The sequence below is a fragment of the Bradyrhizobium sp. U531 genome, assembly GCF_051710265.1.
Lineage (GTDB): Bacteria > Pseudomonadota > Alphaproteobacteria > Rhizobiales > Xanthobacteraceae > Bradyrhizobium.
The window spans coordinates 2,274,547-2,294,403 of sequence record NZ_JASVEN010000001.1 but is presented as its reverse complement, the minus strand read 5'-3'; the positions used below and the strand labels follow the sequence as shown (position 1 = coordinate 2,294,403).

Here is a 19,857-nt window from a genome sequence, read left to right as displayed (position 1 = left end):
ACTGCCGCGCTATATCCAGCGCGGTTGACGCTTCGAAGAGTAATCGCTTTCGGATGGAACCCGCATGATCGAGCTCACGGCCGACGACGTACGCACACTCGCCGAGTTGGGCTTCATGGCGCTGTCGCGTGGACAGGGCGCCCAAGCTGCCGCGATCTTCGCCGGCGTTCGGGCCGCGCGACCGGCGGAAGAGGCGGGCTTCATCGGTGCGGCCCTGGTCGACATGGCCGCCGGCAATTACGCCGGTGCGGTCAAGACGATGCGGGCTTTGCCGCCGACCGACACGCAGCAGGCGTTCCTGGCGTTGGCGCTCTATCGCAGCGGCGATCGCGCCGCGGCTCGCGAGATCTCGCGCGAGGTCATGCAGACGGCGGGCGACCGGGCGGATGCCGCGCTGGCGCGCGAGCTGCTCGTCGAGCTGGACGGCGTCAACGAACCGATGCTCAGATGAGCGTCTGACAACCTTCCAACCGCCGCTCCATACTGCGTTCGCATGACGCGACGCCGGGCGTGGTGTGCATGATGGTCATCCCGCTCGCTGGGAGCGGATATTCCCGTCATGGAGAACAGGATGAGTGGCTCGACGATAGATCCGGCAATGGCACGCACGGTTCATCAGCCGACTGCGCAGCGAACCGCGCAAGCCGAAGCCGCCCCCGCGAAGAAGAGCGCAGGCATCTCCGGTGTGCAATCGCCCCCGCCGGCGGCGAAGCCTGAGCCGGCCTCGTCAATATCGGCAGGACCCTCCGAGGTGGAGAAGGCGGTCACTTCGTTTCTCGACCATCACTATGGTCTTGCCAAGGATTTCGCCGAGATCGACAAGCACGACGTGGCAAAGCCGGGCAAGGGCGATTCAGCACCGATCAGGGATGAGAAGAAAAGGGAGGTGTTGACAAAGGACGCTGAGCTCAAGGCCAGGGCGCTGAAGCTGGCAACCGATCAGATCGCGCTTGCGAAGCAGGAATATCAGAGGCTCTATGAGGGCCACGCCAGCGATGATGATCTCAAGAAGGCAGCTCAAGTGATCACGCGCGCGGAAGATCTCGCCAACAAACTGACACCGGCGGGCATCGCGGCGGATGCGGATAGGCGGCTCACGAAGGCGTTCGATGCGGCCCAGCACGCCGAGCAGGATCATATCGGCTGGCTGAAATCGGATCACGATCCGAAAACGCCGAGAACGAATGCCGCGAACAATCGCATCCGCCAGAAAGCGGTCGACGACGCGAACGAGGTCATTCGATACGCGACACAATATCGCGACCAGGAAAAGGCGGCTGCTGCCGCCGCGGCCGCCGGCGGCGCCACCAAGCCTTGATCTGCCAGCGAAAGACGACACCGCCTCGTCAACTTCCGTTTTCAGATGGTGCGCGCAGCGGGCTGTGCATCGAAATGCGGCGACGACAGTCATCTCGGGCACAGGCGGATAAACGCCGGCGTGTTAGCTCAATGGACGCCCGGTATTTGCCGGAACGAGACGTGCGGCGTCGAGATCGCGATGTCCGGGGGGCTCCCGGCAATTGCGGGCCTGCGGTGCGCGTCAAACAGTGAAGGAAGAAAATGGGAATCGTTGCGGATATCGCCGACAGGCTGAACAGCCAGATCGTGTCGGCGCAGGACCACAGCAAGGACGCCAAGCCGGAAGCGAAGAAGGCTCCGGTGTCGTCCGGGGTCCTGGCGGCTGGAGTTGGCATGGCAGCAAAGGACAGCGAGAAGGCGGCGGTCAGCGCCGTCGAGAATTTCGTGTCCTACGATCGCGTCCGAGGAAAGGATTCGAATATCAACTCTCAATACCAGCAACATGCCATCGGCGTCGCCGAGGCAAACTACGCGACGCAGTTGTTCGCGAAGGAGGTTGGCGCGGGTGACCCTGCCGACCTGGCGCTTCATGCCGATTATGCCAAATATCTGCTCGAGCAGGCGAAAGACCCGAAGGCACGGCTGGCCGGTTCGGCTGAACGACAGGCCGAGCCGACCAAGGCGGCCGAACAGAAGTTCAACGACGCCAATGCACGCAACGAACAAGTGAAGAAGGATTTCAAGAACAGTCAGGCACACTTGCTCGACCGGAAGGTCACCCCAGCGGATCGGGGCGAGGCGGGCAAAGCGCTGCTGGCGGCGAAGAACGAGTTCAATTTGCGCGCGGAGCAGGAGAAGGAAGCGTGGGCGCGCGCGTTGGAGATCGCCAAATTCGACTCGCAGCTCCGTCCGAATAGCGGCGAAGTGAGCCAGGATGTCGCCGCGTGTCAGGTCGGCCTGAAAATAGCTTCGCAGCAGGTCGAAAAGGTCACCGAGGTAACCTCGAACCTGACCTGGTACGCCGATGGCCCGTCACGTCCATGAGCGCCGATCCCGGCGGCGGGGCCTCGTCAGGTCGAGGCCCCGAATAGTCTGCGCACGGCCGGCAGCCACTCGCCGGTCATCGTGAACTCGAGCCCGAGGCGCGTGCCGCAGGCGATGGCCACCATCGTGACGGGGGCGGAAACCGCAAGCGTCGAGAACGCGCTCAGGCCCTGGCCGATGGTGCAGCCCATCGACATGATTCCGCCGATGCCCATCAGCAGCGCGCCGGTCATGTGACGCTTCAACTCGCGCGCGTCGTCGCACGCCTCCCAGCGGAAGCCGCGCGCGAGGATGGCGGCGGCAAACGAGCCTGCGACGACGCCGGCAACCGATCCGATGCCGAAATTGAGCCGCGCTCCGGAGAAGGTGGCGATGTAGAGAATGGCGTCGCCAAGCGGTGCTACGAAGCTGAGCGAGGAGACCCGCACGGGATCGAACTCGTCGTCGGTAAGCCATCCGGTGGCGAACCAGCCGAACGCGATTGCAGCGCCGACGGCAACGCCGGAGGCCAGCAGCCGCGGCGACCGGATCAGCCTGCCGTCCGCAAGGGCCCAGAACGCGAGCGCGGCGGAGATCGCGACGACAAGGATCGCGCGCATCGCGCTACCTGCGCCAAGCAACGAGGTCAGCGTCTGGTTGCTGCCTTCCGTAAGCCGCAGGGATAATGGCTCGATCAACGCCACGCGCAGCATGCCGGTGATGCCGCGCATGGTCGCGAGCGCCGACAGGCCGAGCACGAGGAAGACCACGATGGCCCGCAGATCGCCGCCGCCGACGCGCACCAGCGTGCCGAAGCCGCATGTGCCGACCAGGGCCATGCCGACGCCGAACATCAGCCCGCCGAGGATCGCGCCGCCAAGGCCGATCGACCCCGTGAGGTAGATCGACCGCGTCAGATCGACGATGCCGAACGCGGCGAGGATTTGGGTCGCGAGCAGGGCGACCGAAGCGGCCAGCGCGAAGGATTTCAGCCGGCGATAATCCGATCCGAAGAAGGCGTCCTCGAGCATCGCCAGCGTGCAGAAACGTCCCGCGCGGCCGGCAACGCCGAGCATGGCGCCGGCGGCGAGCCCGCATGCAAACGCTATGATCGAAGGGCTCAGCATTCCTCCCGCTTCTTCTTGGTTCGGCCTTGCGGGTAATCTGCGCCTGCAGGGCGCGAAAAGCCAGCGCGGAAGAAACTACCGGCGGCGCTTGCGCACCGGCTCGCAGAACACGTCGTAAACGGCGGTGAGAATCTTGCGGACGTCCTCGCTGGCGAGGCTGTAGTAGATCGTCTTGCCGTCGCGGCGGGTCGTCACCAGCCGGTCGAGCCGGAGCCGCGCCAGCTGTTGCGACACGGTCGATTGCCGTTCGCCCAGGAACTGCTCGAGCTCGGTCACGGATTTCTCGCCCTCGGCGAGGATGCAGAGCAGCAGCAATCGGGACTCGTGGGACAGCGCCTTGAGCATGTCGCTCGCCTCGCGCGCCTTCTCGATCATCTGCTCGAGTTCGGCGGAGCCCTCGATCTCCTTCAGCTTCGGCAACGGCATCGCGTCAAGTTCCTCTCAGCAAAATCCGCAAGACCAGTCACGACCTCTCGGGTTCCGATCCCGCCTTTGACAGGATTCGGTCCAATAGGCCAAAGAAGAAGGCATCCCCCGGATAGCCGCGAATGCGCCCGATCTCGCGGCCCTCTTGTACCACGACGAAGGTCGGCGTGAAGGGACCCGGGTCGATTCCGGCGAGATCGGCGGGACGGGGGCCGTTCAGGTCGACCCGGCGCAGCGGCGCGGCCCGGCTCTCCTCGGTCTTGCCGTAGAGCGGCGCGATCTCGGCGTTGAAGCGTGCGCACCAAGCGCAGCCGGGCCGCTCGAACATGACGAGCTCGGCGGCGCGCGAGGTGGTCGCGGGCAGCGCGAGCGCGGCGGCGAGGGCGAGCAGGGCGATGATTCTGTTCATGCTGCGTAACCGGCCTTTTTGGTCTGCCTCGCGGGCTTGCTTTGTGAACGTCCTTGGCGCTTTATATCATTAAATTCGTATATGTGCTAGGGATGGGACGGAAATGACCTTGGACGTCACGCTTGGCGCGGCCTTCGTCGCGGGCCTGTTGTCGTTCCTGTCGCCCTGCATCCTGCCCCTGGTCCCGCCTTTCCTGTGCTACATGGCCGGCGTCTCGGTTACGGATCTGTCCGGCGACAGGCCGGACCTGCGGCCGCGCATCCTGCTCTCCGCGCTTTCCTTCGTGGCGGGTTTTTCGCTGGTCTTCGTCGTGCTCGGCTCGACCGCCTCGATCGCGGGACGCTTCGTCTCCGCGCATCTGTCGACGCTCGGCATCGTCGCGGGCGGGCTGATCATCGTCATGGGCCTGCATTTCTTGGGGCTGCTCAGGATTCCGCTGCTCTATCGCAGCGCGACCGTGCAGGTGGACAATCGCCCGGCCGGCGTGGCGGGCGCCTTCGTCATGGGCCTGGCCTTTGCGTTCGGCTGGACACCCTGCGCCGGCCCGATCCTAGCCGCCGTGCTCCTGATGGCGGGCTCGGAGGACACGACCGGGCGAGGGGCGCTGCTGCTGCTCGCTTATTCGGTCGGAACTGGAATCCCTTTCCTGATCGCGGCGGCCTTCACCGGCCGCTTCATCGCAGCGCTCGGCCGCATGCGGCGGCATCTTGGCCTGATCGAGAAGACGATGGGCGTCTTCCTGGTCGTGACCGGTCTGATGTTCCTCACCGGATTGATGCCCGCGGTCTCGGAATGGCTGCTCGAGCAATTCCCTGCATTGACCCGCATCGGCTGAGGCTAGCCGTAACGGAAGTCGAGCAACTGGGCGAAGGATTGCAGCTCGATCAGGTAGCGATGCACGAGCGGCCCGTCGCCCGCCATCGCGGCATGCGCGATCTCGCCGCTGCTGGCGATGGCGCCGTCGATCAGCCGGCGGAATTCGCCCTGGGCCGCGATCTCGCTGTTTGCCCAGTCGTTGCAGCGTAAGAGCCGGTCGCGAAATGCGCCTGCGGCGGCGACGGTCTCCTCGGCATTCGCGGGCACCGGCTGCTCGCCATACCTATTGGCAGCGCCCCGCAACGTGTCCATGGCGGGCGCGATCTCGAAGATGCAGTCGCCGAGATCGTAGAGGCCCGCGCGACGCCTGAGCGCGTGAAACGCCTGCCGAAGCGCAAGCAGCTCGCGGCCGGCGGCGACATCGTCGCCGCGGTCCAGCGCGCCCGCGATCATCGCAAGTCTCTCGCGACCGCGGTCGAGAAAGCCTGACAATTCGGCCGGCGCGCCTGCGGGCAGGGGACCGGACGTGGTCGGCGCGAGCCGCTTCCAGCCGGCGATGGCCTCGTCGGTCTCGATCTGGGCCAGCGCGACGTTTCCGGTGCGGGCATAGCTCGCGGCCGTGCGCAGATTGGCCATGATGGGCGCTATCGCCGACATGACATCCGCAGGCCTGACGGTTTCCGCGCCGAACGCCAGGGCGTTCGAGGCCAGCCATGCCAGCATCACGATGGTGCAGCGCAAGATCGGAAATCCTTGTCACATTCGTGTATTCGAATATCATAATGAAAATGAGCGACGCGCAAGATCTTCCGACGCACGATTTCCCGATGCAGCTCCGCTCGCCGACGCGACGCGGCCTGCTGCTGTCCGCTGTCGGCGCGGCCCTCGTCGGCGGCAGTGCGGCGGCGGCTGAGCCTGCCGTCGGGGAAGACGGGCTCTACCACGAGCCCTGGTTTCTGCAGAGCTTCCTCGATCTGCGCGAGGACCTGGAGAGCGCCGCGGCCGGTGGCAAGCGGCTCGCCATCATGTGGGAGCTGCGCGGCTGTCCTTATTGCCGCGAGACGCATCTGGTGAACTTCGCCGATACCGGCATCGCCAGCTATATCCGCGACAATTTCGAGGTGCTGCAGCTCAATCTGATCGGCTCGCGCAAGGTGACCGATTTCGACCGCGAGGAATTGACCGAGAAGGACCTCGCCCGCAAATACGGCATCAGGTTCACGCCGACCTTCCAGTTCTTTCCGCCATCCGCCGAAGGCCTTCAGGCGAAGGAGGCGATGTCGCGCGAGGTGGCGCGGGCGCCGGGTTATCTCAAGCCGCCGCACTTCCTGGCGATGTTTCGCTTCGTGCGGGAACGCGCCTATGAGCGCGGCTCGTTCCGGGATTTTCTGGCCGCGAACGGCTGACGAAACGCGGTGAGCGAATTCCGCTTGACGTCGCCGATCACATGAACATATCATAATAACTGAATTTGATGGACCGTGAGTCCGTCGTGATCAGAAGCGGGCGTCACCCCGCGATAAGGGTAGGGAACATGCGGCGCTCGCTTGCGGCTGCGGTTGCACTTTGTCTGTCGGCCAGTGCCGGCCTCGCGCAAGAGGCCGTCAAGGAGCCGATCAAGCTCGATGTCGTCAACGACTCCCTGCCCAAATCCCTGACCGGTACGCCCGGCGATGCCGCCGCCGGCAAGAAGGTGTTCCTGACGCGCACGCTCGGCAATTGTCTGGCCTGTCATCAGGTCACCAGCCTGAAGTCCGAAGAATTCCACGGCGAGTTCGGTCCGTCCCTCGACGGTGTCGCCGGCCGCTACAGCGAGGCGCAATTGCGCCTCATCGTCGCCGACCCCAAGCGCATCTTCACTGACACCGTGATGCCGGCGTTCTTCAGGAACGACGGCCTCAGCCGGGTGCGCCCGGAATTCGTCGGCAAGTCCATTTTGACGGCCGCGCAGGTCGAGGACGTCATCGCTTTTCTCAAAACGCTGAACTGACGGCGAGGAGGATCAGGAATGAAAGCCATCAATCGACGGCAGGCATTTGCGCTCGGGGGCGGCTTCGTCATGCTGACCCTGATGCCGATGGCGGCCGATGCGGAAGTCTCGAACGACGCCGCGAAATGGATCGAGAAATTCACCGGCGGCAAGCAGCCGGCCAAGGGCAAGATCTCGCTCGACCTGCCGGAGATCGCGGAGAACGGCAACACCGTGCCGCTGTCGATCAGCATCGAGAGCCCGATGACGGCGGACTCCCACGTCACGGACGTCCTGATCATCGCCGACGGCAACCCGAATGCGGGCGTGGCGACGCTGTCGTTCACGCCGCTGTCGGGCAAGGCGGAGGCCGCGATCCGGATCCGGCTCGCCACCACGCAAAACGTGGTCGCGGTCGCGAAGATGAGCGACGGCTCGCTGTTCACGGAGCAGAAGACCGTCAAGGTCACCATCGGCGGCTGCGGCGGCTAAGGCTCAGGAGAAAACAGATGGCAGACAAACCGCGCATCAAGCTTCCCAAGGAAGCGGCCAAGGGCGAGGTGATCCAGATCAAGACCCTGGTCTCGCACGTCATGGAATCCGGCCAGCGCAAGGACGCGCAGGGCAAAGCCATCCCGCGCAAGATCATCAACAAGTTCGCCTGCGAGTTCAACGGCAAGCCGGTGTTCTCCTGCGCGCTCGAGCCGGCGATCTCGGCCAATCCCTACGTCCAGTTCGACGCCAGGGTCGACGAGGCCGGCACGTTCAAGTTCTCCTGGACCGATGACGACGGCACCGTGATCACGGCCGAAGAGAAGATTGCGCTCAAGGCATGATGCGCTTCGCGCATTGAGGGAGGCGACGATGGCGCGACGATATCTGGGGTTGGCCGCTGTGGTCGCGGCCGCCGCGTCGGTTGCGACGCTCGCGTTCGCGGACGATGCCGAGCGCAAGGGCATCGCGGCGCCGCCCGGCCACGTCTTCAAGACCATCATCTCCGGCTACCAGTTTCGCAGCAAGGAGACCCGTGCGTTGCAGGACGACGACCTCGAAAACCCCGGCTTTCTCGCCGTGGAGCGCGCGGCGGACGTCTGGAAGAAGGCCGAGGGCAGCGAGGGCAAGTCCTGCATGAGCTGCCATGGCGAGGCCGGGACCAGCATGAAGGGCGTCGGCGCCGCCATGCCGAAATGGGACGACAGGCTGAAGAAGCCGGTCAATCTCGAGCAGCGCATCAACATCTGCCGCAGCGAGAAGATGAAGGCCGAGCCCTGGAAGTTCAAGTCCCGGGAGCTCACCGACATGACCACCTTCGTGCGCTACCAGTCGCACGGCATGCCCGTGGCGGTGAAGACCGACGGCCCGATGTCGCCCTGGTTCGAGCGCGGCAAGCAGATCTACTACACGCGCTACGGCCAGCTCGATCTCGCCTGCGAGTCCTGCCACGAGCGCAACAACGGCAAGTTCATGCGCGCCGATTTTCTCAGCCAGGGCCAGACCAACGGCTTTCCGACCTATCGGCTGCGCGACCAGCGCCTGGTACCGCTGCATGAGCGCTTCGAAGGCTGCATGTTCGACGTGCGGGCCGAGCCGTTCAAGCCGCTCTCGGACGAATTCCTCGCGCTCGAGCTCTATGTCGCCTGGCGCGGCATCGGCCTTGCCGTCGAGACGCCGTCGGTGCGCAACTGAAACGATGAGCTTGCAGGAGTTTTGCGCATGATCTCTCGCCGCGAGTTCATTCAGGTTGCCGCGGCAACGGCGGCGTTGTCGGGCGGTGTCGGCTCCGGCCTGACGCGCGCGGTCGCGCAGCAGCGCTTGACCGAGAAGGAGTTGCTGGCGTTCGAGCCGCTCGGCAACGTCACGCTGGTGCATGTGACCGATATCCACGGCCAGCTGATGCCGCTGTATTTCCGCGAGCCCTCGACCAATCTCGGGGTGGGCGAGGCCAAGGGCCAGCCGCCGCACGTCACCGGCAAGGAGTTTCTCGCCCGCTTCGGCATCGCGCCGGGCTCGTCGGCGGCCTATGCGCTGACCTCGGAGGATTTCGAGGCGCTGGCCAAGAGCTACGGCCGGATCGGCGGCCTCGACCGCGCGGCGACCGTGATCAGGGCCATCCGCGCCGAGCGTGGCGACAAGGTCGCGCTGCTCGACGGCGGCGACACCTGGCAGGGCTCGTGGTCCTCGCTGAAGACGCGCGGCCAGGACATGATCGACTGCATGGCGCTGCTCAAGCCCGACGCCATGACCGGCCATTGGGAGTTCACCTACGGCACCGAACGGGTCAAGCAGGCGATCGACGGCCTCGGCTTCCCGTTCCTCGGCCTCAACATCCGCGACACCGAATGGAACGAGGCGGCGTTCGAGGCCTCGACCATGATCGAGCGCGGCGGCGTCAAGATCGCGGTGCTCGGCCAGGCCTTCCCCTATACGCCGGTCGCCAATCCGCGCTGGATGATCCCGAACTGGTCGTTCGGCGTGCGCGAGGAGGACGTCCAGGCGCAGGTCGACAAGGCCCGCAAGGGCGGCGCGCAGCTCGTCGTGCTGCTCTCGCACAACGGCTTCGACGTCGACCGCAAGCTCGCGAGCCGCGTCAAGGGTATCGACGTCATCCTGACCGGGCACACCCACGATGCGCTGCCCGAGGCGGTGAAGGTCGGCAAGACCCTGCTGATCGCGTCCGGCTCCTCCGGCAAGTTCGTCTCGCGGCTCGATCTCGACGTCCGCGACGGCGAGGTCAAGGCTTTCAGGTACAAGCTCATTCCGCTGTTCTCCGACGTGATCAGTGCGGATGCCGAGATGGCCGCCAAGATCGCCGAGGTGCGCAAACCCTTCGCGGCCGATCTCGCCAAGGTGCTCGGCAAGACCGACTCGCTGCTCTACCGGCGCGGCAATTTCAACGGCACGTTCGACGATCTGATCTGTCAGGCTCTGCTGCAGGAGCGCGACGCCGAGATCGCGCTGTCGCCCGGCTTCCGCTGGGGCACCAGCGTGCTGCCGGGGCAGGACATCACCTTCGAGGACGTCACCAACGCCACCGCGATCACCTATCCGGCGGTCTACCGCATGGGCATGACCGGGGCGCGGCTGAAGGAGATCATCGAGGACGTCGCCGACAACCTCTTCAACGTCGATCCCTATTACCAGCAGGGCGGCGACATGGTGCGGATCGGCGGACTGTCCTACGCGATCGACGTCGCCAAGCCGCAAGGACAGCGCATCTCGGACATGCAGATGGTCAAGACCGGCGCGCCGATCGATCCCGCCAGGGAGTATCAGGTCGCGGGCTGGGCCAGCGTCAACGAAGGAACCGAGGGGCCGCCGATCTGGGACGTGGTCGCGAATTATTTGACGCGACAGAAGACCGTTCGGCTCGAGCCCAACCGGGCCGTTAGAGTTACCGGAGCGTAAGAAGCGATGTCGAAGACAGACAGCCAATCCCGTCGCAGCTTCCTGGCCGCCGGCGCCGGCGTCGCGGCCTCGATGCTGGCAAGGCCGGCCGCTGCCGCCGGCAATCCCGCCAACCAGCCGCCCAACGTGCCGGAATGGACCAAGGCGCTCGGTGAGGGCGTCGCGGTGCGCCCCTACGGCAAGCCGTCGAAATTCGAGAAGGATGTCGTGCGGCGCGACGTCGAATGGCTGACCGCCTCGCGCGAATCCTCGGTGAGCTTCACGCCGCTGCACGAGCTTGAAGGCATCATCACGCCGAACGGTCTTTGCTTCGAGCGGCATCACGGCGGCATCGCCGAGGTCGATCCCACCGATCACCGCTTGATGATCCATGGCCTCGTCGAGCGTCCGCTCATTCTCAGCCTGGAGGAGCTGAAGCGCTATCCGCGCGTCAACCGTATCCATTTCATGGAGTGTGCGGCGAATTCGGGCATGGAATGGCGCGGCGCCCAGCTCAACGGCTGCCAGTTCACCCACGGCATGATCCACTGCGTGCAATATACCGGCGTCTCGCTGCGTACGCTGCTGGAAGAAGCCGGCGTCAAGACCAGCGGCAAATGGCTCCTGGTCGAAGGCGCCGACGCGGCCGCGATGGATCGCAGCCTGCCGATCGAGAAGGCGCTCGACGATTGCATCATCGCCTACAAGATGAACGGCGAGGCGCTCTATCCCGAGCAGGGTTATCCGATGCGGCTCGTGGTGCCGGGCTGGCAGGGCAATCTCTGGGTCAAGTGGCTGCGCCGCATCAAGGTCGGCGACCAGCCCTGGCACACCCGCGAGGAGACGTCGAAATACACGGACCTGATGCCGAACGGCAAGGCGCGCCGCTTCACCTGGTCGATGGACGCCAAGTCCGTGATCACGAGCCCGAGCCCGCAGGCACCGATCAGGCACGGCAAGGGTTTTACCATCGTCTCGGGGCTCGCCTGGAGCGGTAACGGCAAGGTCAAGCGCGTGGACGTGTCGCTCGACGGCGGCCGCAACTGGTGGCCGGCCCGGATCGACGGGCCCGTGCTCGACAAGGCGTTGACGCGTTTCTACTACGAGTTCGACTGGAACGGCGAGCCGCTGCTGCTGCAATCGCGCGTGCAGGACGAGACCGGATACGTGCAGCCGAGCAAGGCCGAGCTGCGCAAGATCCGCGGCGTCAACTCCATCTATCACAACAATGGCATCCAGACCTGGCATGTGCAGGCCAATGGTGAGGTCGAGAATGTCGAAGTCGCTTAACTTCATCGCAGCCGCGCTGCTCGCCTGTGCGCTGGGCGCGCCGGCGCTCGCGCAGCAGAAGGCGGACGCCAAGAGCGGTCCCCGCTATCACATCGGCCGCGCGCCGACCGCCGACGAGGTCCGCGGTTGGGATATCGACGTGCGTCCCGACGGCCAGGGCCTGCCGGAAGGCAAGGGCACGGTCGCGCAGGGCGAAAAACTCTTCATGGACAATTGCTCGACCTGCCACGGCGAGTTCGGCGAGGGCAACGGCCGCTGGCCGGTGCTGGCTGGCGGCAAGGGCTCGCTGACCTCGGACAATCCGGTCAAGACGGTGGGCTCGTACTGGCCCTATGCTTCGACTGTGTTCGACTACGTCCGTCACGCCATGCCCTATGGCAATACGGGCTCGTTGTCGGTCGATGAATATTACGCGCTGGTCGCCTACGTTCTCTATCTCAACGACGTCGTCACCGACCAGAACTTCGAGCTGAACAAGAAGACCCTCGCCGCGATCAAGATGCCGAACGAGCAGGGTTTCGTGATGGACGACCGCGCCACCAGCGAGAAATCGTTCTGGCAGAAAGATCCCTGCATGAAGGATTGCATCGCCCCGGTGAAGATCACCGGGCGCGCGGCCGCCATCGACGTCACGCCCGAGGACGGCAAGGAGAAGAAGTCGCGGGGCGTGGAGTGAGACCCGGCTGGGCGAGCCGCCGCACGCTTCTGCATGCGGCTCTCGTTGCCGGCCTGCTCGTCACGATCCATCCGCTTGTCACCCGGGCGGCCGAGCCGCACAGGCTCGCGCTGCAGATCAGTGACGACGATCCGGTCAAGATGCGTGCCGTTCTCGATGTCGCCGCCAATGTTTCGCGGCACTATTCCGGGCAGGGCGAGGACGTCGAGATTGTGGTCGTCGCCTTCAATGGGGGTCTCGACATGCTGCTCGCGGACCGCTCGCCGGTGAAGGAGCGGCTGGTCAATTTCCTGAAATCGATGCCCAATGTCAGCTTCATCGCCTGCGGCAACACGCTGGAGACGCTGGCGGTGAAGGAAGGCAGGCGACCGCCGCTGATCGAGGGCGTCAGCGTCACGCAGGTCGGGGTTGCCGCGCTGATGGATTTGGCGGAGAAGAACTGGACGATTGTCCGGCCTTAGGGGAGAGAGCCAACGATGCGCTGGTTGCTGGGACTGACGGTCTTGCTGACGCTCGCAGGCCCCGCGCGCGCTGCCGAGCAGGAACTCGAACTGTCGGTCGCCGGCCGGACGACGCTGGCGACGTTGCGCACCCCAGCCGCGATGACGCCGGACACGCCGCTGGTGGTGATGACCCACGGCACGCTCGCGCACAAGGACATGGAGGTCATCCAGGGCGTGGCCAAGGCGTTGGAGCAGCGCGGCATCGCCTCGCTCGCTCATACGCTCTCGCTCGGGCTCGACCGCCGCAAGGGCATGTATGACTGCGCCGTGCGGCATGACTATGTCGCCGAGGATGCGATTGCCGAGATCGGCGCCTGGGTCGGCCGGGCGAAGGACGTGTCCCGGCTGGTCTTCGCGTTCGGCCATTCGCGCGGCGGCAATCAGGTCGCGCGCTATCTCGCGGCAAGCGACACCCCGGCGGTGGCGGGAGCGGTGCTGCTGGCGCCGGTGACGGCAAAAGCCGAGGCCGATCTGCGCGCCGCTTACGGCACGACCTATGGCAAGCCGCTCGAACCGCTTCTGGAACTGGCCACGAAGGCGGTTGCGGCCGGCCGCGGCGGTGAGTGGATGGACGTGCCGGGCTTCGTCTATTGCCGCAATGCCGTGGTCACGGCGGGGGCCTTTGCGTCGTTCTACGCCGCCGACGCCGGCCAGGACACGGCCGGGCTGGTGGCACGCGCCAAGCTGCCGGTGCTGGTGCTTGCCGCGACCAAGGACAGCGTCGTGCCCGACGTGGCCGCTTCCTTCGCGACGCTCGCCGCTTCGAGCGGGGGCAGGGTACAGCTCGACACAATCCAGGATGCCGATCATTTCTTCCGCGACCTGTTCGCCGAAGACGTCGCCGACCGCATCGCCGAATTCATCAAGCAGACACGATAGGAGGGGGACCATGCAGCGTCGATCCATGCTTCGCGCGAGCCTTGCCGGGCTCTTCGGTGCGTTCGCGGTGCGCCAGGCGTCCGCGGCGACGGAGACGCCGGCGCGGCAGCGCGTCGTCTATCATCTCGCCGATGCCGATCGCGTCGTCTTCGTTCTCGGCAATCTGCAGAACCACGTCGACGGCGTCGGCGGACCCGGGAAGGCCGACATCAGGCTGGTCGTGCACGGGCCGGCGCTGCGCGCTTTCCACGCGCTGGCCGCCCAGGACCATACAATTGCGATGATGACGAAGCTCGTCGATGCCGGCGTCGGCTTCGATGCCTGCGCCAACACGATGAAGGCGCAGGGTGTCAAGCTGGACGACCTCACGCCCGGCTTCGTCGTGGCTGAGAAGGGCGGCGTGGTGCGGCTCGCCGAGCTGCAACAGCAGGGATTTGCCTATTTGCGCCCGTGAGGCTGCCGATGTTCCGGTCTGTCGCTTGGCCGGCGCTTGATCTGCCTCATGGGAGGCGACGGGGCGATCGCCTAGAGTCGCATGCGCGCAGGAACAGCCGAGGCGGACGTGCTGACGTCGATCATCGATCTCTTGGGTGAAGACCGGCTGTCATGGCTCGGCGGCCTCGTGGTCGGAGGGCTGTTCGGGTTCTTCGCACAGCGCAGCCGCTTCTGCCTGCGCGCCGCCGTGGTCGAATTCTCCCGCGGCGAGGGCGGGCCGCGTCTTGCGGTCTGGCTGCTCACCTTTGCCGCGGCGCTGGTCGGCACGCAAGGGCTGGTCGCGCTCCGCTGGCTCGACGTGTCGGAAGCGCGCCAGCTCGCGCAGCAGGGCAGCATCTCCGGCGCGCTGCTCGGCGGTGTCATGTTCGGTTGCGGAATGATTCTGGCACGGGGCTGCGCCAGCCGGCTCCTGGTGCTTTCGGCCAATGGCAATCTGCGGGCCCTGCTGTCGGGCCTGGTGTTTGCGGTGACCGCGCAGGCCTCTTATCGCGGCCTGCTGTCGCCCGCGCGCGAATGGGTGTCCAATCTGTGGCTGGTCGACGGCGGCCCGTCGCGCGACATCATGGCGATGTTCGGTGGCGGCACGCCCGAAAAGCTCGCCTTTGGATCCGTGTGGCTGATCGCGGGATTGTCGTTCGCCTTTCGCAGCCGGCTGCCGCGCCGGCTGATCCTTGCCGCGCTTGCAACGGGGGCGGCCGTCGTCGCCGGCTGGCTCTTCACCTACCAGCTCTCGCAGGCCTCGTTCGCGCCGGTGACGCTGAAGAGCCTCACCTTCAGCGGGCCGTCGGCCGAGCTGCTGATGCTGGTGCTCAACAGCGCGCAGCTTCGGCTCGGCTTCGATCTCGGCATCGTCCCCGGCGTGTTCCTCGGCTCGTTCCTGGCCGCGGCGCGCAGCCGCGAACTGAAGCTCGAGGGATTCTCGGACGGGCTCGGCATGCGCCGCTATCTGCTGGGGGCGGTCCTGATGGGTTTTGGCGCCATGCTCGCCGGTGGTTGCGCGGTCGGTGCGGGCGTCACCGGTGCCTCGGTCTTCGCGCTCACCGCCTGGCTCGTGCTCGGCGGCATGTGGCTCGGAGCGGGGCTCACCGACCTGCTCGTCGATCGCGCCGGCATGCCGAGGCCGCGGCCGGCGGTGCGCTCGCCAGCATCCGGCTTCTGACGCCGTGCATCGAAGCGGCCGGCCGGCAGACGACGCTCACGAAAACATCGAGGCGATCATCTGGATGTGATCGGTCGCGGCCGCGACGAGATCCGCATAATTGGTATGCCCTTGTGCCGCCGCCTTCAGAATGCATTCGGCGAGGAATGCCTTCGTCGAGATGGTCACGAGGTCGGCCGGCACCTTGGTCATGGCCTCTTCCAGGGCCGTTCTCATGGTGCAAACGAGCTCGGGATTGAATTGCGGCATTGAGACAGCTCCATCCATAGCTGGTCCGGATCACCCGCAAGTCTCGCCGCGCGGGCCGCGAAATCAAATCAACAGCGTTTGACCTCCATGAAATCTTGGAAAGGTTGGGGCGGTCTCGCGCCGAAGTGAGCACAGCGATGTCAGGGATGGTCCGTAGCCCGGATGAGCGAAGCGACATCCGGGGCCTTTGCGTCTGTCGCACCAAATCCCGGGTATCGCTCCGCTCACCCGGGCTACGGACGTGCCTGTGGTCGCGCTCTGTCAACTCGCCCCGCCAAAAATATTCCACTTTACCGAAATTCGGTTTCGGCGTATCTGTTGTCCATCCCGGCTCACCAGGAGGGGCGATTTCGTCGTCGTCTTGATCGCGAGCCGGGCTTGCGGTGGACGCGGCAGCGTCGGCACGAGAGGTGTGGGCAGGGCGGGGTGTCCCTGTGAGCCCAAGGCTTCGTGCGGACGACGGCGCTGCTAGGCTTCGTCTCGTTTGTAAGTTCCCGGCTCTGTCGACAGGGCTGGGAAGACTGCGGCGAAAGGACGGGCCGTGCGTACGGCAAAACCGTGTGGTCCTGGCCGTCGTTGCTACGGTCAAGCCCTTGCGAAGGTGCGAGCGAGCCCAACCGGGCAGACTGCATCATCCAATTCGCGGGGCGAGGGAGGCCAAAGGAAAGTTCGGCTCCCGGGAGATCACGGCATAAGCCGTCCAACCATCGCGCAGGGAAGGCCGAGTGATCGGCACCACCTGTATGCTGCTGTGCGGTTCTTCCTGCGTGTGCATTTCGCGCAGCGGACCGCGGGTGCGAGCTGGCACCCGGCCTTCCCTGCGCCCTCCTGGATTTGAGGGCGATGCGATCAAGCAAAGCTCGGGCGAACAAGCCGCGAGGTCGAAGAGCCATGTCTGCCAACATACACGCGGTGTCATCGCCCGGTTCAACCGGGCGATCCAGTATCCCACAGGCCGTAGTGATCGAACCGAGAAGCCGCGGCGTACTGGATTCCCCGCCTTCGCGGGGAATGACGGCGTTACTTGGAGAAGCAGGCTGCCACCGCATCCACCGTCATTGCGAGCGAAGCGAAGCAATCCAGAGATCCCTCCGCGGAAAGACTCTGGATTGCTTCGTCGCAAGAGCTCCTCGCAATGGCGGCGTTGAGAGCGTGCCCTCTGCCCCCTAACTCAACCCCTTCCGATGTCCCAAATAGCGAAGCGCGAGCTTGACGAAATTGTGCACCACCATCGACGTCTCGTCGGCTCTGAACACCAGGAACACGTCGGCCGTGGGCGGCGAGGGCCGGATCGGACGAAACACGATGTCGGCGGTCGTGAAGCGCGCGATCGACTGCGGCACGAGTGCCACGCCGAACCCTGCGGCAATCAGGCTCGGGATCGACTGGGCGTCGACCACCTGCTGGGACACTTTTGGCAGGAAGCCGGCATCGACGCAGCAGGTCTGCAAGTAGCGTGCGAAGTCCGAGCTACCAGGATCCAGCACGACGTGGTCCTCGGACGCGAGGTCGCCGAGGGAAATGCGCTTGCGTCGCGCCAGCCGGTGGGTCCCCGGCATCGCGAGCACGACCTCTTCCCGCCAGGCAAGCCGGCTGGTCAATTCGCGCTCGGAGGGAATGCCGCGAATGAGACAGATATTGGTCGTGCGGTTGAGGAGCGCTGCGATCTGCAGCGCCGGCGCCTGCTCGTGCACCGTCATCCTGACCAGCGGCGCGACCTGCCGGTAGGCCGCGAGCAGCTCGGCGAGACGGCCGCGCAGGATGGAGCCGGTCGCTCCGACATCCAGCGTGCCGATCAGGCCGGCCCCGATCGAGCGAGCCTCGTCCTCGGCGGCCTTGACCTGGTGCAGGATCGCGCGTCCGCGCGCCAGCATGGCTTCGCCGGCCTGCGTCAGCTCGACCTTGCGGCTGGTCCGGTAGAGCAGCGGGGTCCCGAGCTCCGCCTCGAGGGTCTGGATATGCTGGCTGAGCGGCGGCTGCGAGAGATTCAGCCGGCGGGCGGCGAGGGTGAAGCTGCGCTCCTCGGCAACGGCAATGAAGTAGCGGAGCTGACGGAGGTCCATAGGGAAAGCCTATTGATCGTGTCGTTCTATATATTGGACTTGATGTCGCACCTGGTCAACGAATGACCGGCAGAGCTGTCTCGCGTGCTGCCGCGGGAAAGGCCCTTCCGCGGCGAAGCGCACGCGCCGCCAATGACAAGAATGGCAAAGGCCCCGGCCGACCAAGCCACATGGAAGCCCAGCGAGCGAGGAAAGCCATGCCCAAAATCTTCAAGTCACTCTTCTTCCAGGTCGTCGTCGCACTCGCCATCGGCATCGCGTTCGGCGTCGGCTATCCCGACACCGCGGTGCAGATGAAGCCGCTGGGTGACGGCTTCATCAAGCTGATCAAGATGCTGGTGCCGGTGATCGTGTTCTGCGTCGTGGTGCAGGGCATTTCGGCGGCCGGCGACCTTTCGAAGGTCGGCAGGGTCGGCATCCGGTCGCTGCTCTACTTCGAGATCGTCACCACCATCGCCCTGGTGTTCGGCATCGCGCTTGCCTACTACTTCCAGCCCGGCGCTGGAATGAACATCGACCCGAAGACGCTGGACGCCAAGGTGCTCAGCGGCTTCAGCCAGACCGCCGCCCAGGTCGCCGGCGGCGGCGTCTCCGAATTCCTGATGAAGCTGATCCCCTCGACGCTGGTCGGAGCGTTCAGCTCCGGCGACGTGCTGCAGGTTCTGATCGTCTCGATCATGTTCGGCTGCGCCGTGTCGCTGTGCGGCGAGCGGGCGAGGCCGGTCGTCGAGTTCGTCGAGCGCGTCAACGAGATCATCTTCAAGATGATGAATTTCGTGGTGCGGCTCGCGCCGATCGGGGTGTTCGGAGCGATCGCCTTCACCGTCGGGAAATACGGCATCGGCTCGCTCAAGCAGCTCGGCGGCCTCGTGGCCCTGTTCTATCTGGCGGTGGCCCTGTTTGTGGTTGTCGTTCTCGGGACGATCATGCGGATCTCCGGCTTCAGCCTGTTCAAGTTGCTGGCCTATCTGCGCGAAGAGCTGATGATCGTGCTGGGAACGGCCGCGGGCGACAGCGTGCTGCCGCAGACCATGCGCAAGCTCGAGCTGCTCGGGATCAAGCGATCGACCGTTGGCCTCGTGATCCCGACCGGGTATTCCTTCAATCTGGATGCGTTCTCGATATATCTGACCCTGGCGGCCGTCTTCATCGCCCAGGCGACAAATACGCCGCTTGCAACGGGCGATCTGCTGGCGATCCTTGGTGTCGCGTTGCTCACGTCCAAAGGTGCGCACGGCGTTCCGGGCTCGGCCATTGTCGTCCTCGCGGCGACGCTGGCGGCGATTCCGGCCATCCCGGCGATCGGCCTCGTGCTGATCCTCTCGGTGGACTGGTTCATCGGCATCGCCCGCGCGCTCGGCAATTATGTCGGGAACTGCGTTGCGGCGGTTGTCGTCGCCTCCTGGGAGGGGGACCTTGATCACGCCAAGGCACGTCGTATTCTGAACGGCGAAATCGAGCCGTCGGCGGAGAATCTGCGGGCGGAGCCGGTCGAGGCGGATGCGCCCGTCGCGGGTCTGCAGACGCTCTGAACGTGGGAAGCCCTTGAGGTTGGGAATGGTGACGACGCTTTCGATCGAGCCTTTGACGAAAGAGGCCTTCGCTCCGTTCGGAGACGTCGTCGAGACCGCGGGGATGACCCCGATCTCGATCAACCAGGGTTACGCCGAGCGCTTCAACGGGCTCGCCAATATCGACGTCGCCGCAGAAGGCGGCGAGGTCAATATCAGCTGGTTTTTTGCCTCGGTGCGGCCGTTGCCAATTGCGATCCGCCTGATGGAGCGCCATCCGCTCGGAAGCCAGATGTTCGTGCCCTTGAACGGAGCGGACTGGCTGGTGGTCGTCTGCGCGGATCCCGCGGTCTCCGCGAGCTATCGTGCCTTCGCGGCCAGGGGCCATCAGGGCGTCAACTACGCCCGCAATTGCTGGCACCATCCGCTCCTGGTTCTCGCGGAGAGGAGCCCGTTCCTCGTCGTCGACCGCAAGGGGGGCGGCGACAATCTCGAAGAATATTGGCTGAGCGAGCAGATGCAGCTAGGCTTTCCGTCGGCCGCGCGCTGACACGTTCGGTCGATAACTTTCACGAGGCT

General features: G+C 65.3%; 24 protein-coding genes. 18 read left to right on the top strand and 6 right to left on the bottom strand.

What is annotated here, in order from left to right; translation table 11 throughout:
- Positions 1 to 64 precede the first annotated feature (64 nt).
- The 3 genes from QRQ56_RS11315 (at position 65) to QRQ56_RS11305 (ending at position 2,343) form a co-directional block, all read left to right on the top strand.
- Positions 65 to 451, top strand: coding sequence for an HrpB1 family type III secretion system apparatus protein (locus QRQ56_RS11315; protein WP_438739813.1), 387 nt, complete (start codon positions 65 to 67; stop codon positions 449 to 451).
- A 378-nt stretch (positions 452 to 829) separates the two neighbouring features.
- A complete protein-coding gene (locus QRQ56_RS11310; RefSeq protein ID WP_438739812.1) occupies positions 830 to 1,318 on the top strand; it encodes a hypothetical protein in 489 nt (162 codons plus the stop codon).
- A 242-nt stretch (positions 1,319 to 1,560) separates the two neighbouring features.
- Positions 1,561 to 2,343, top strand: coding sequence for a hypothetical protein (locus QRQ56_RS11305; RefSeq protein ID WP_438739810.1), 783 nt, complete (start codon positions 1,561 to 1,563; stop codon positions 2,341 to 2,343).
- A gap of 26 nt (positions 2,344 to 2,369) precedes the next feature.
- Here the strand turns inward: QRQ56_RS11305 and QRQ56_RS11300 are convergent, their stop codons facing one another.
- The 3 genes from QRQ56_RS11300 to QRQ56_RS11290 all read right to left on the bottom strand — a co-directional run bounded on the left by QRQ56_RS11300 (position 2,370) and on the right by QRQ56_RS11290 (position 4,284).
- Positions 2,370 to 3,449: a YeeE/YedE family protein gene (locus QRQ56_RS11300; protein WP_438739808.1), complete on the bottom strand. Its 1,080-nt coding sequence runs from the start codon at positions 3,447 to 3,449 to the stop codon at positions 2,370 to 2,372.
- A gap of 75 nt (positions 3,450 to 3,524) precedes the next feature.
- Positions 3,525 to 3,875 carry an ArsR/SmtB family transcription factor gene (locus QRQ56_RS11295; protein ID WP_438739807.1) on the bottom strand — a complete coding sequence of 117 codons (351 nt, stop codon included), beginning with the start codon at positions 3,873 to 3,875 and terminating at the stop codon, positions 3,525 to 3,527.
- 37 nt (positions 3,876 to 3,912) lie between these two features.
- Positions 3,913 to 4,284 (bottom strand): thioredoxin, encoded by a 372-nt coding sequence (locus QRQ56_RS11290; protein WP_438739806.1) that lies wholly within the window; start codon positions 4,282 to 4,284, stop codon positions 3,913 to 3,915.
- A 103-nt stretch (positions 4,285 to 4,387) separates the two neighbouring features.
- Between QRQ56_RS11290 and QRQ56_RS11285 the strand changes: the two genes are divergently transcribed.
- A complete protein-coding gene (locus QRQ56_RS11285; protein ID WP_438739804.1) occupies positions 4,388 to 5,119 on the top strand; it encodes a cytochrome c biogenesis CcdA family protein in 732 nt (243 codons plus the stop codon).
- Between the two features lie 2 nt (positions 5,120 to 5,121).
- Here QRQ56_RS11285 and QRQ56_RS11280 read toward each other — a convergent pair whose 3' ends face one another.
- Positions 5,122 to 5,841, bottom strand: a complete 720-nt coding sequence (locus tag QRQ56_RS11280) for a hypothetical protein (protein ID WP_438739803.1) — start codon at positions 5,839 to 5,841, stop codon at positions 5,122 to 5,124.
- 86 nt (positions 5,842 to 5,927) lie between these two features.
- Here QRQ56_RS11280 and QRQ56_RS11275 point away from each other — a divergent pair, with 86 nt between their 5' ends.
- From QRQ56_RS11275 to QRQ56_RS11220, 12 genes are all read left to right on the top strand, one after another.
- Positions 5,928 to 6,506, top strand: coding sequence for a SoxW family protein (locus QRQ56_RS11275; RefSeq protein ID WP_438740164.1), 579 nt, complete (start codon positions 5,928 to 5,930; stop codon positions 6,504 to 6,506).
- A gap of 128 nt (positions 6,507 to 6,634) precedes the next feature.
- On the top strand, positions 6,635 to 7,090 hold the full coding sequence (gene soxX / locus QRQ56_RS11270) for a sulfur oxidation c-type cytochrome SoxX (RefSeq protein WP_438739801.1): 456 nt from the start codon (positions 6,635 to 6,637) through the stop codon (positions 7,088 to 7,090).
- 18 nt (positions 7,091 to 7,108) lie between these two features.
- Positions 7,109 to 7,561 carry a thiosulfate oxidation carrier protein SoxY gene (soxY, locus tag QRQ56_RS11265; RefSeq protein ID WP_438739800.1) on the top strand — a complete coding sequence of 151 codons (453 nt, stop codon included), beginning with the start codon at positions 7,109 to 7,111 and terminating at the stop codon, positions 7,559 to 7,561.
- A 17-nt stretch (positions 7,562 to 7,578) separates the two neighbouring features.
- Positions 7,579 to 7,905 (top strand): thiosulfate oxidation carrier complex protein SoxZ, encoded by a 327-nt coding sequence (soxZ, locus tag QRQ56_RS11260; protein ID WP_018316049.1) that lies wholly within the window; start codon positions 7,579 to 7,581, stop codon positions 7,903 to 7,905.
- A 28-nt stretch (positions 7,906 to 7,933) separates the two neighbouring features.
- Positions 7,934 to 8,755 (top strand): sulfur oxidation c-type cytochrome SoxA, encoded by an 822-nt coding sequence (soxA, locus tag QRQ56_RS11255; RefSeq protein ID WP_438739799.1) that lies wholly within the window; start codon positions 7,934 to 7,936, stop codon positions 8,753 to 8,755.
- Positions 8,756 to 8,782: 27 nt separating this feature from the next.
- Positions 8,783 to 10,474, top strand: coding sequence for a thiosulfohydrolase SoxB (gene soxB, locus QRQ56_RS11250; RefSeq protein ID WP_438739798.1), 1,692 nt, complete (start codon positions 8,783 to 8,785; stop codon positions 10,472 to 10,474).
- A 6-nt stretch (positions 10,475 to 10,480) separates the two neighbouring features.
- Positions 10,481 to 11,743, top strand: a complete 1,263-nt coding sequence (gene soxC, locus QRQ56_RS11245) for a sulfite dehydrogenase (RefSeq protein WP_438739797.1) — start codon at positions 10,481 to 10,483, stop codon at positions 11,741 to 11,743.
- The gene (locus QRQ56_RS11240; protein WP_438739795.1) at positions 11,727 to 12,419 is read left to right on the top strand and encodes a c-type cytochrome; all 693 of its coding nucleotides are present in this window, start codon (positions 11,727 to 11,729) and stop codon (positions 12,417 to 12,419) included. Before soxC ends, QRQ56_RS11240 begins: the two co-directional genes overlap by 17 nt.
- A 29-nt stretch (positions 12,420 to 12,448) precedes the next feature.
- A complete protein-coding gene (locus QRQ56_RS11235; protein WP_438740162.1) occupies positions 12,449 to 12,880 on the top strand; it encodes a DsrE family protein in 432 nt (143 codons plus the stop codon).
- A gap of 15 nt (positions 12,881 to 12,895) precedes the next feature.
- Positions 12,896 to 13,801, top strand: coding sequence for an alpha/beta hydrolase (locus tag QRQ56_RS11230; protein WP_438739793.1), 906 nt, complete (start codon positions 12,896 to 12,898; stop codon positions 13,799 to 13,801).
- Positions 13,802 to 13,811: 10 nt separating this feature from the next.
- A complete protein-coding gene (locus tag QRQ56_RS11225) occupies positions 13,812 to 14,255 on the top strand; it encodes a DsrE family protein (protein ID WP_438739792.1) in 444 nt (147 codons plus the stop codon).
- 108 nt (positions 14,256 to 14,363) lie between these two features.
- Entirely contained in the window at positions 14,364 to 15,455 is a 1,092-nt protein-coding gene (locus tag QRQ56_RS11220) for a YeeE/YedE family protein (RefSeq protein WP_438740161.1), read from the top strand.
- Between the two features lie 36 nt (positions 15,456 to 15,491).
- Here QRQ56_RS11220 and QRQ56_RS11215 read toward each other — a convergent pair whose 3' ends face one another.
- Together QRQ56_RS11215 and QRQ56_RS11210 are read right to left on the bottom strand one after the other, a co-directional pair.
- Entirely contained in the window at positions 15,492 to 15,704 is a 213-nt protein-coding gene (locus QRQ56_RS11215) for a hypothetical protein (RefSeq protein WP_438739790.1), read from the bottom strand.
- A 1,166-nt stretch (positions 15,705 to 16,870) separates the two neighbouring features.
- Positions 16,871 to 17,767 carry a LysR substrate-binding domain-containing protein gene (locus QRQ56_RS11210; RefSeq protein ID WP_438739789.1) on the bottom strand — a complete coding sequence of 299 codons (897 nt, stop codon included), beginning with the start codon at positions 17,765 to 17,767 and terminating at the stop codon, positions 16,871 to 16,873.
- Between the two features lie 197 nt (positions 17,768 to 17,964).
- On the opposite strand from QRQ56_RS11210, the gene dctA reads away from it, so the two are divergent.
- Entirely contained in the window at positions 17,965 to 19,299 is a 1,335-nt protein-coding gene (gene dctA / locus QRQ56_RS11205) for a C4-dicarboxylate transporter DctA (RefSeq protein WP_438739787.1), read from the top strand.
- Between the two features lie 25 nt (positions 19,300 to 19,324).
- The gene (locus tag QRQ56_RS11200; protein ID WP_438739786.1) at positions 19,325 to 19,828 is read left to right on the top strand and encodes an ureidoglycolate lyase; all 504 of its coding nucleotides are present in this window, start codon (positions 19,325 to 19,327) and stop codon (positions 19,826 to 19,828) included.
- The last annotated feature ends 29 nt before the right edge of the window (positions 19,829 to 19,857 follow it).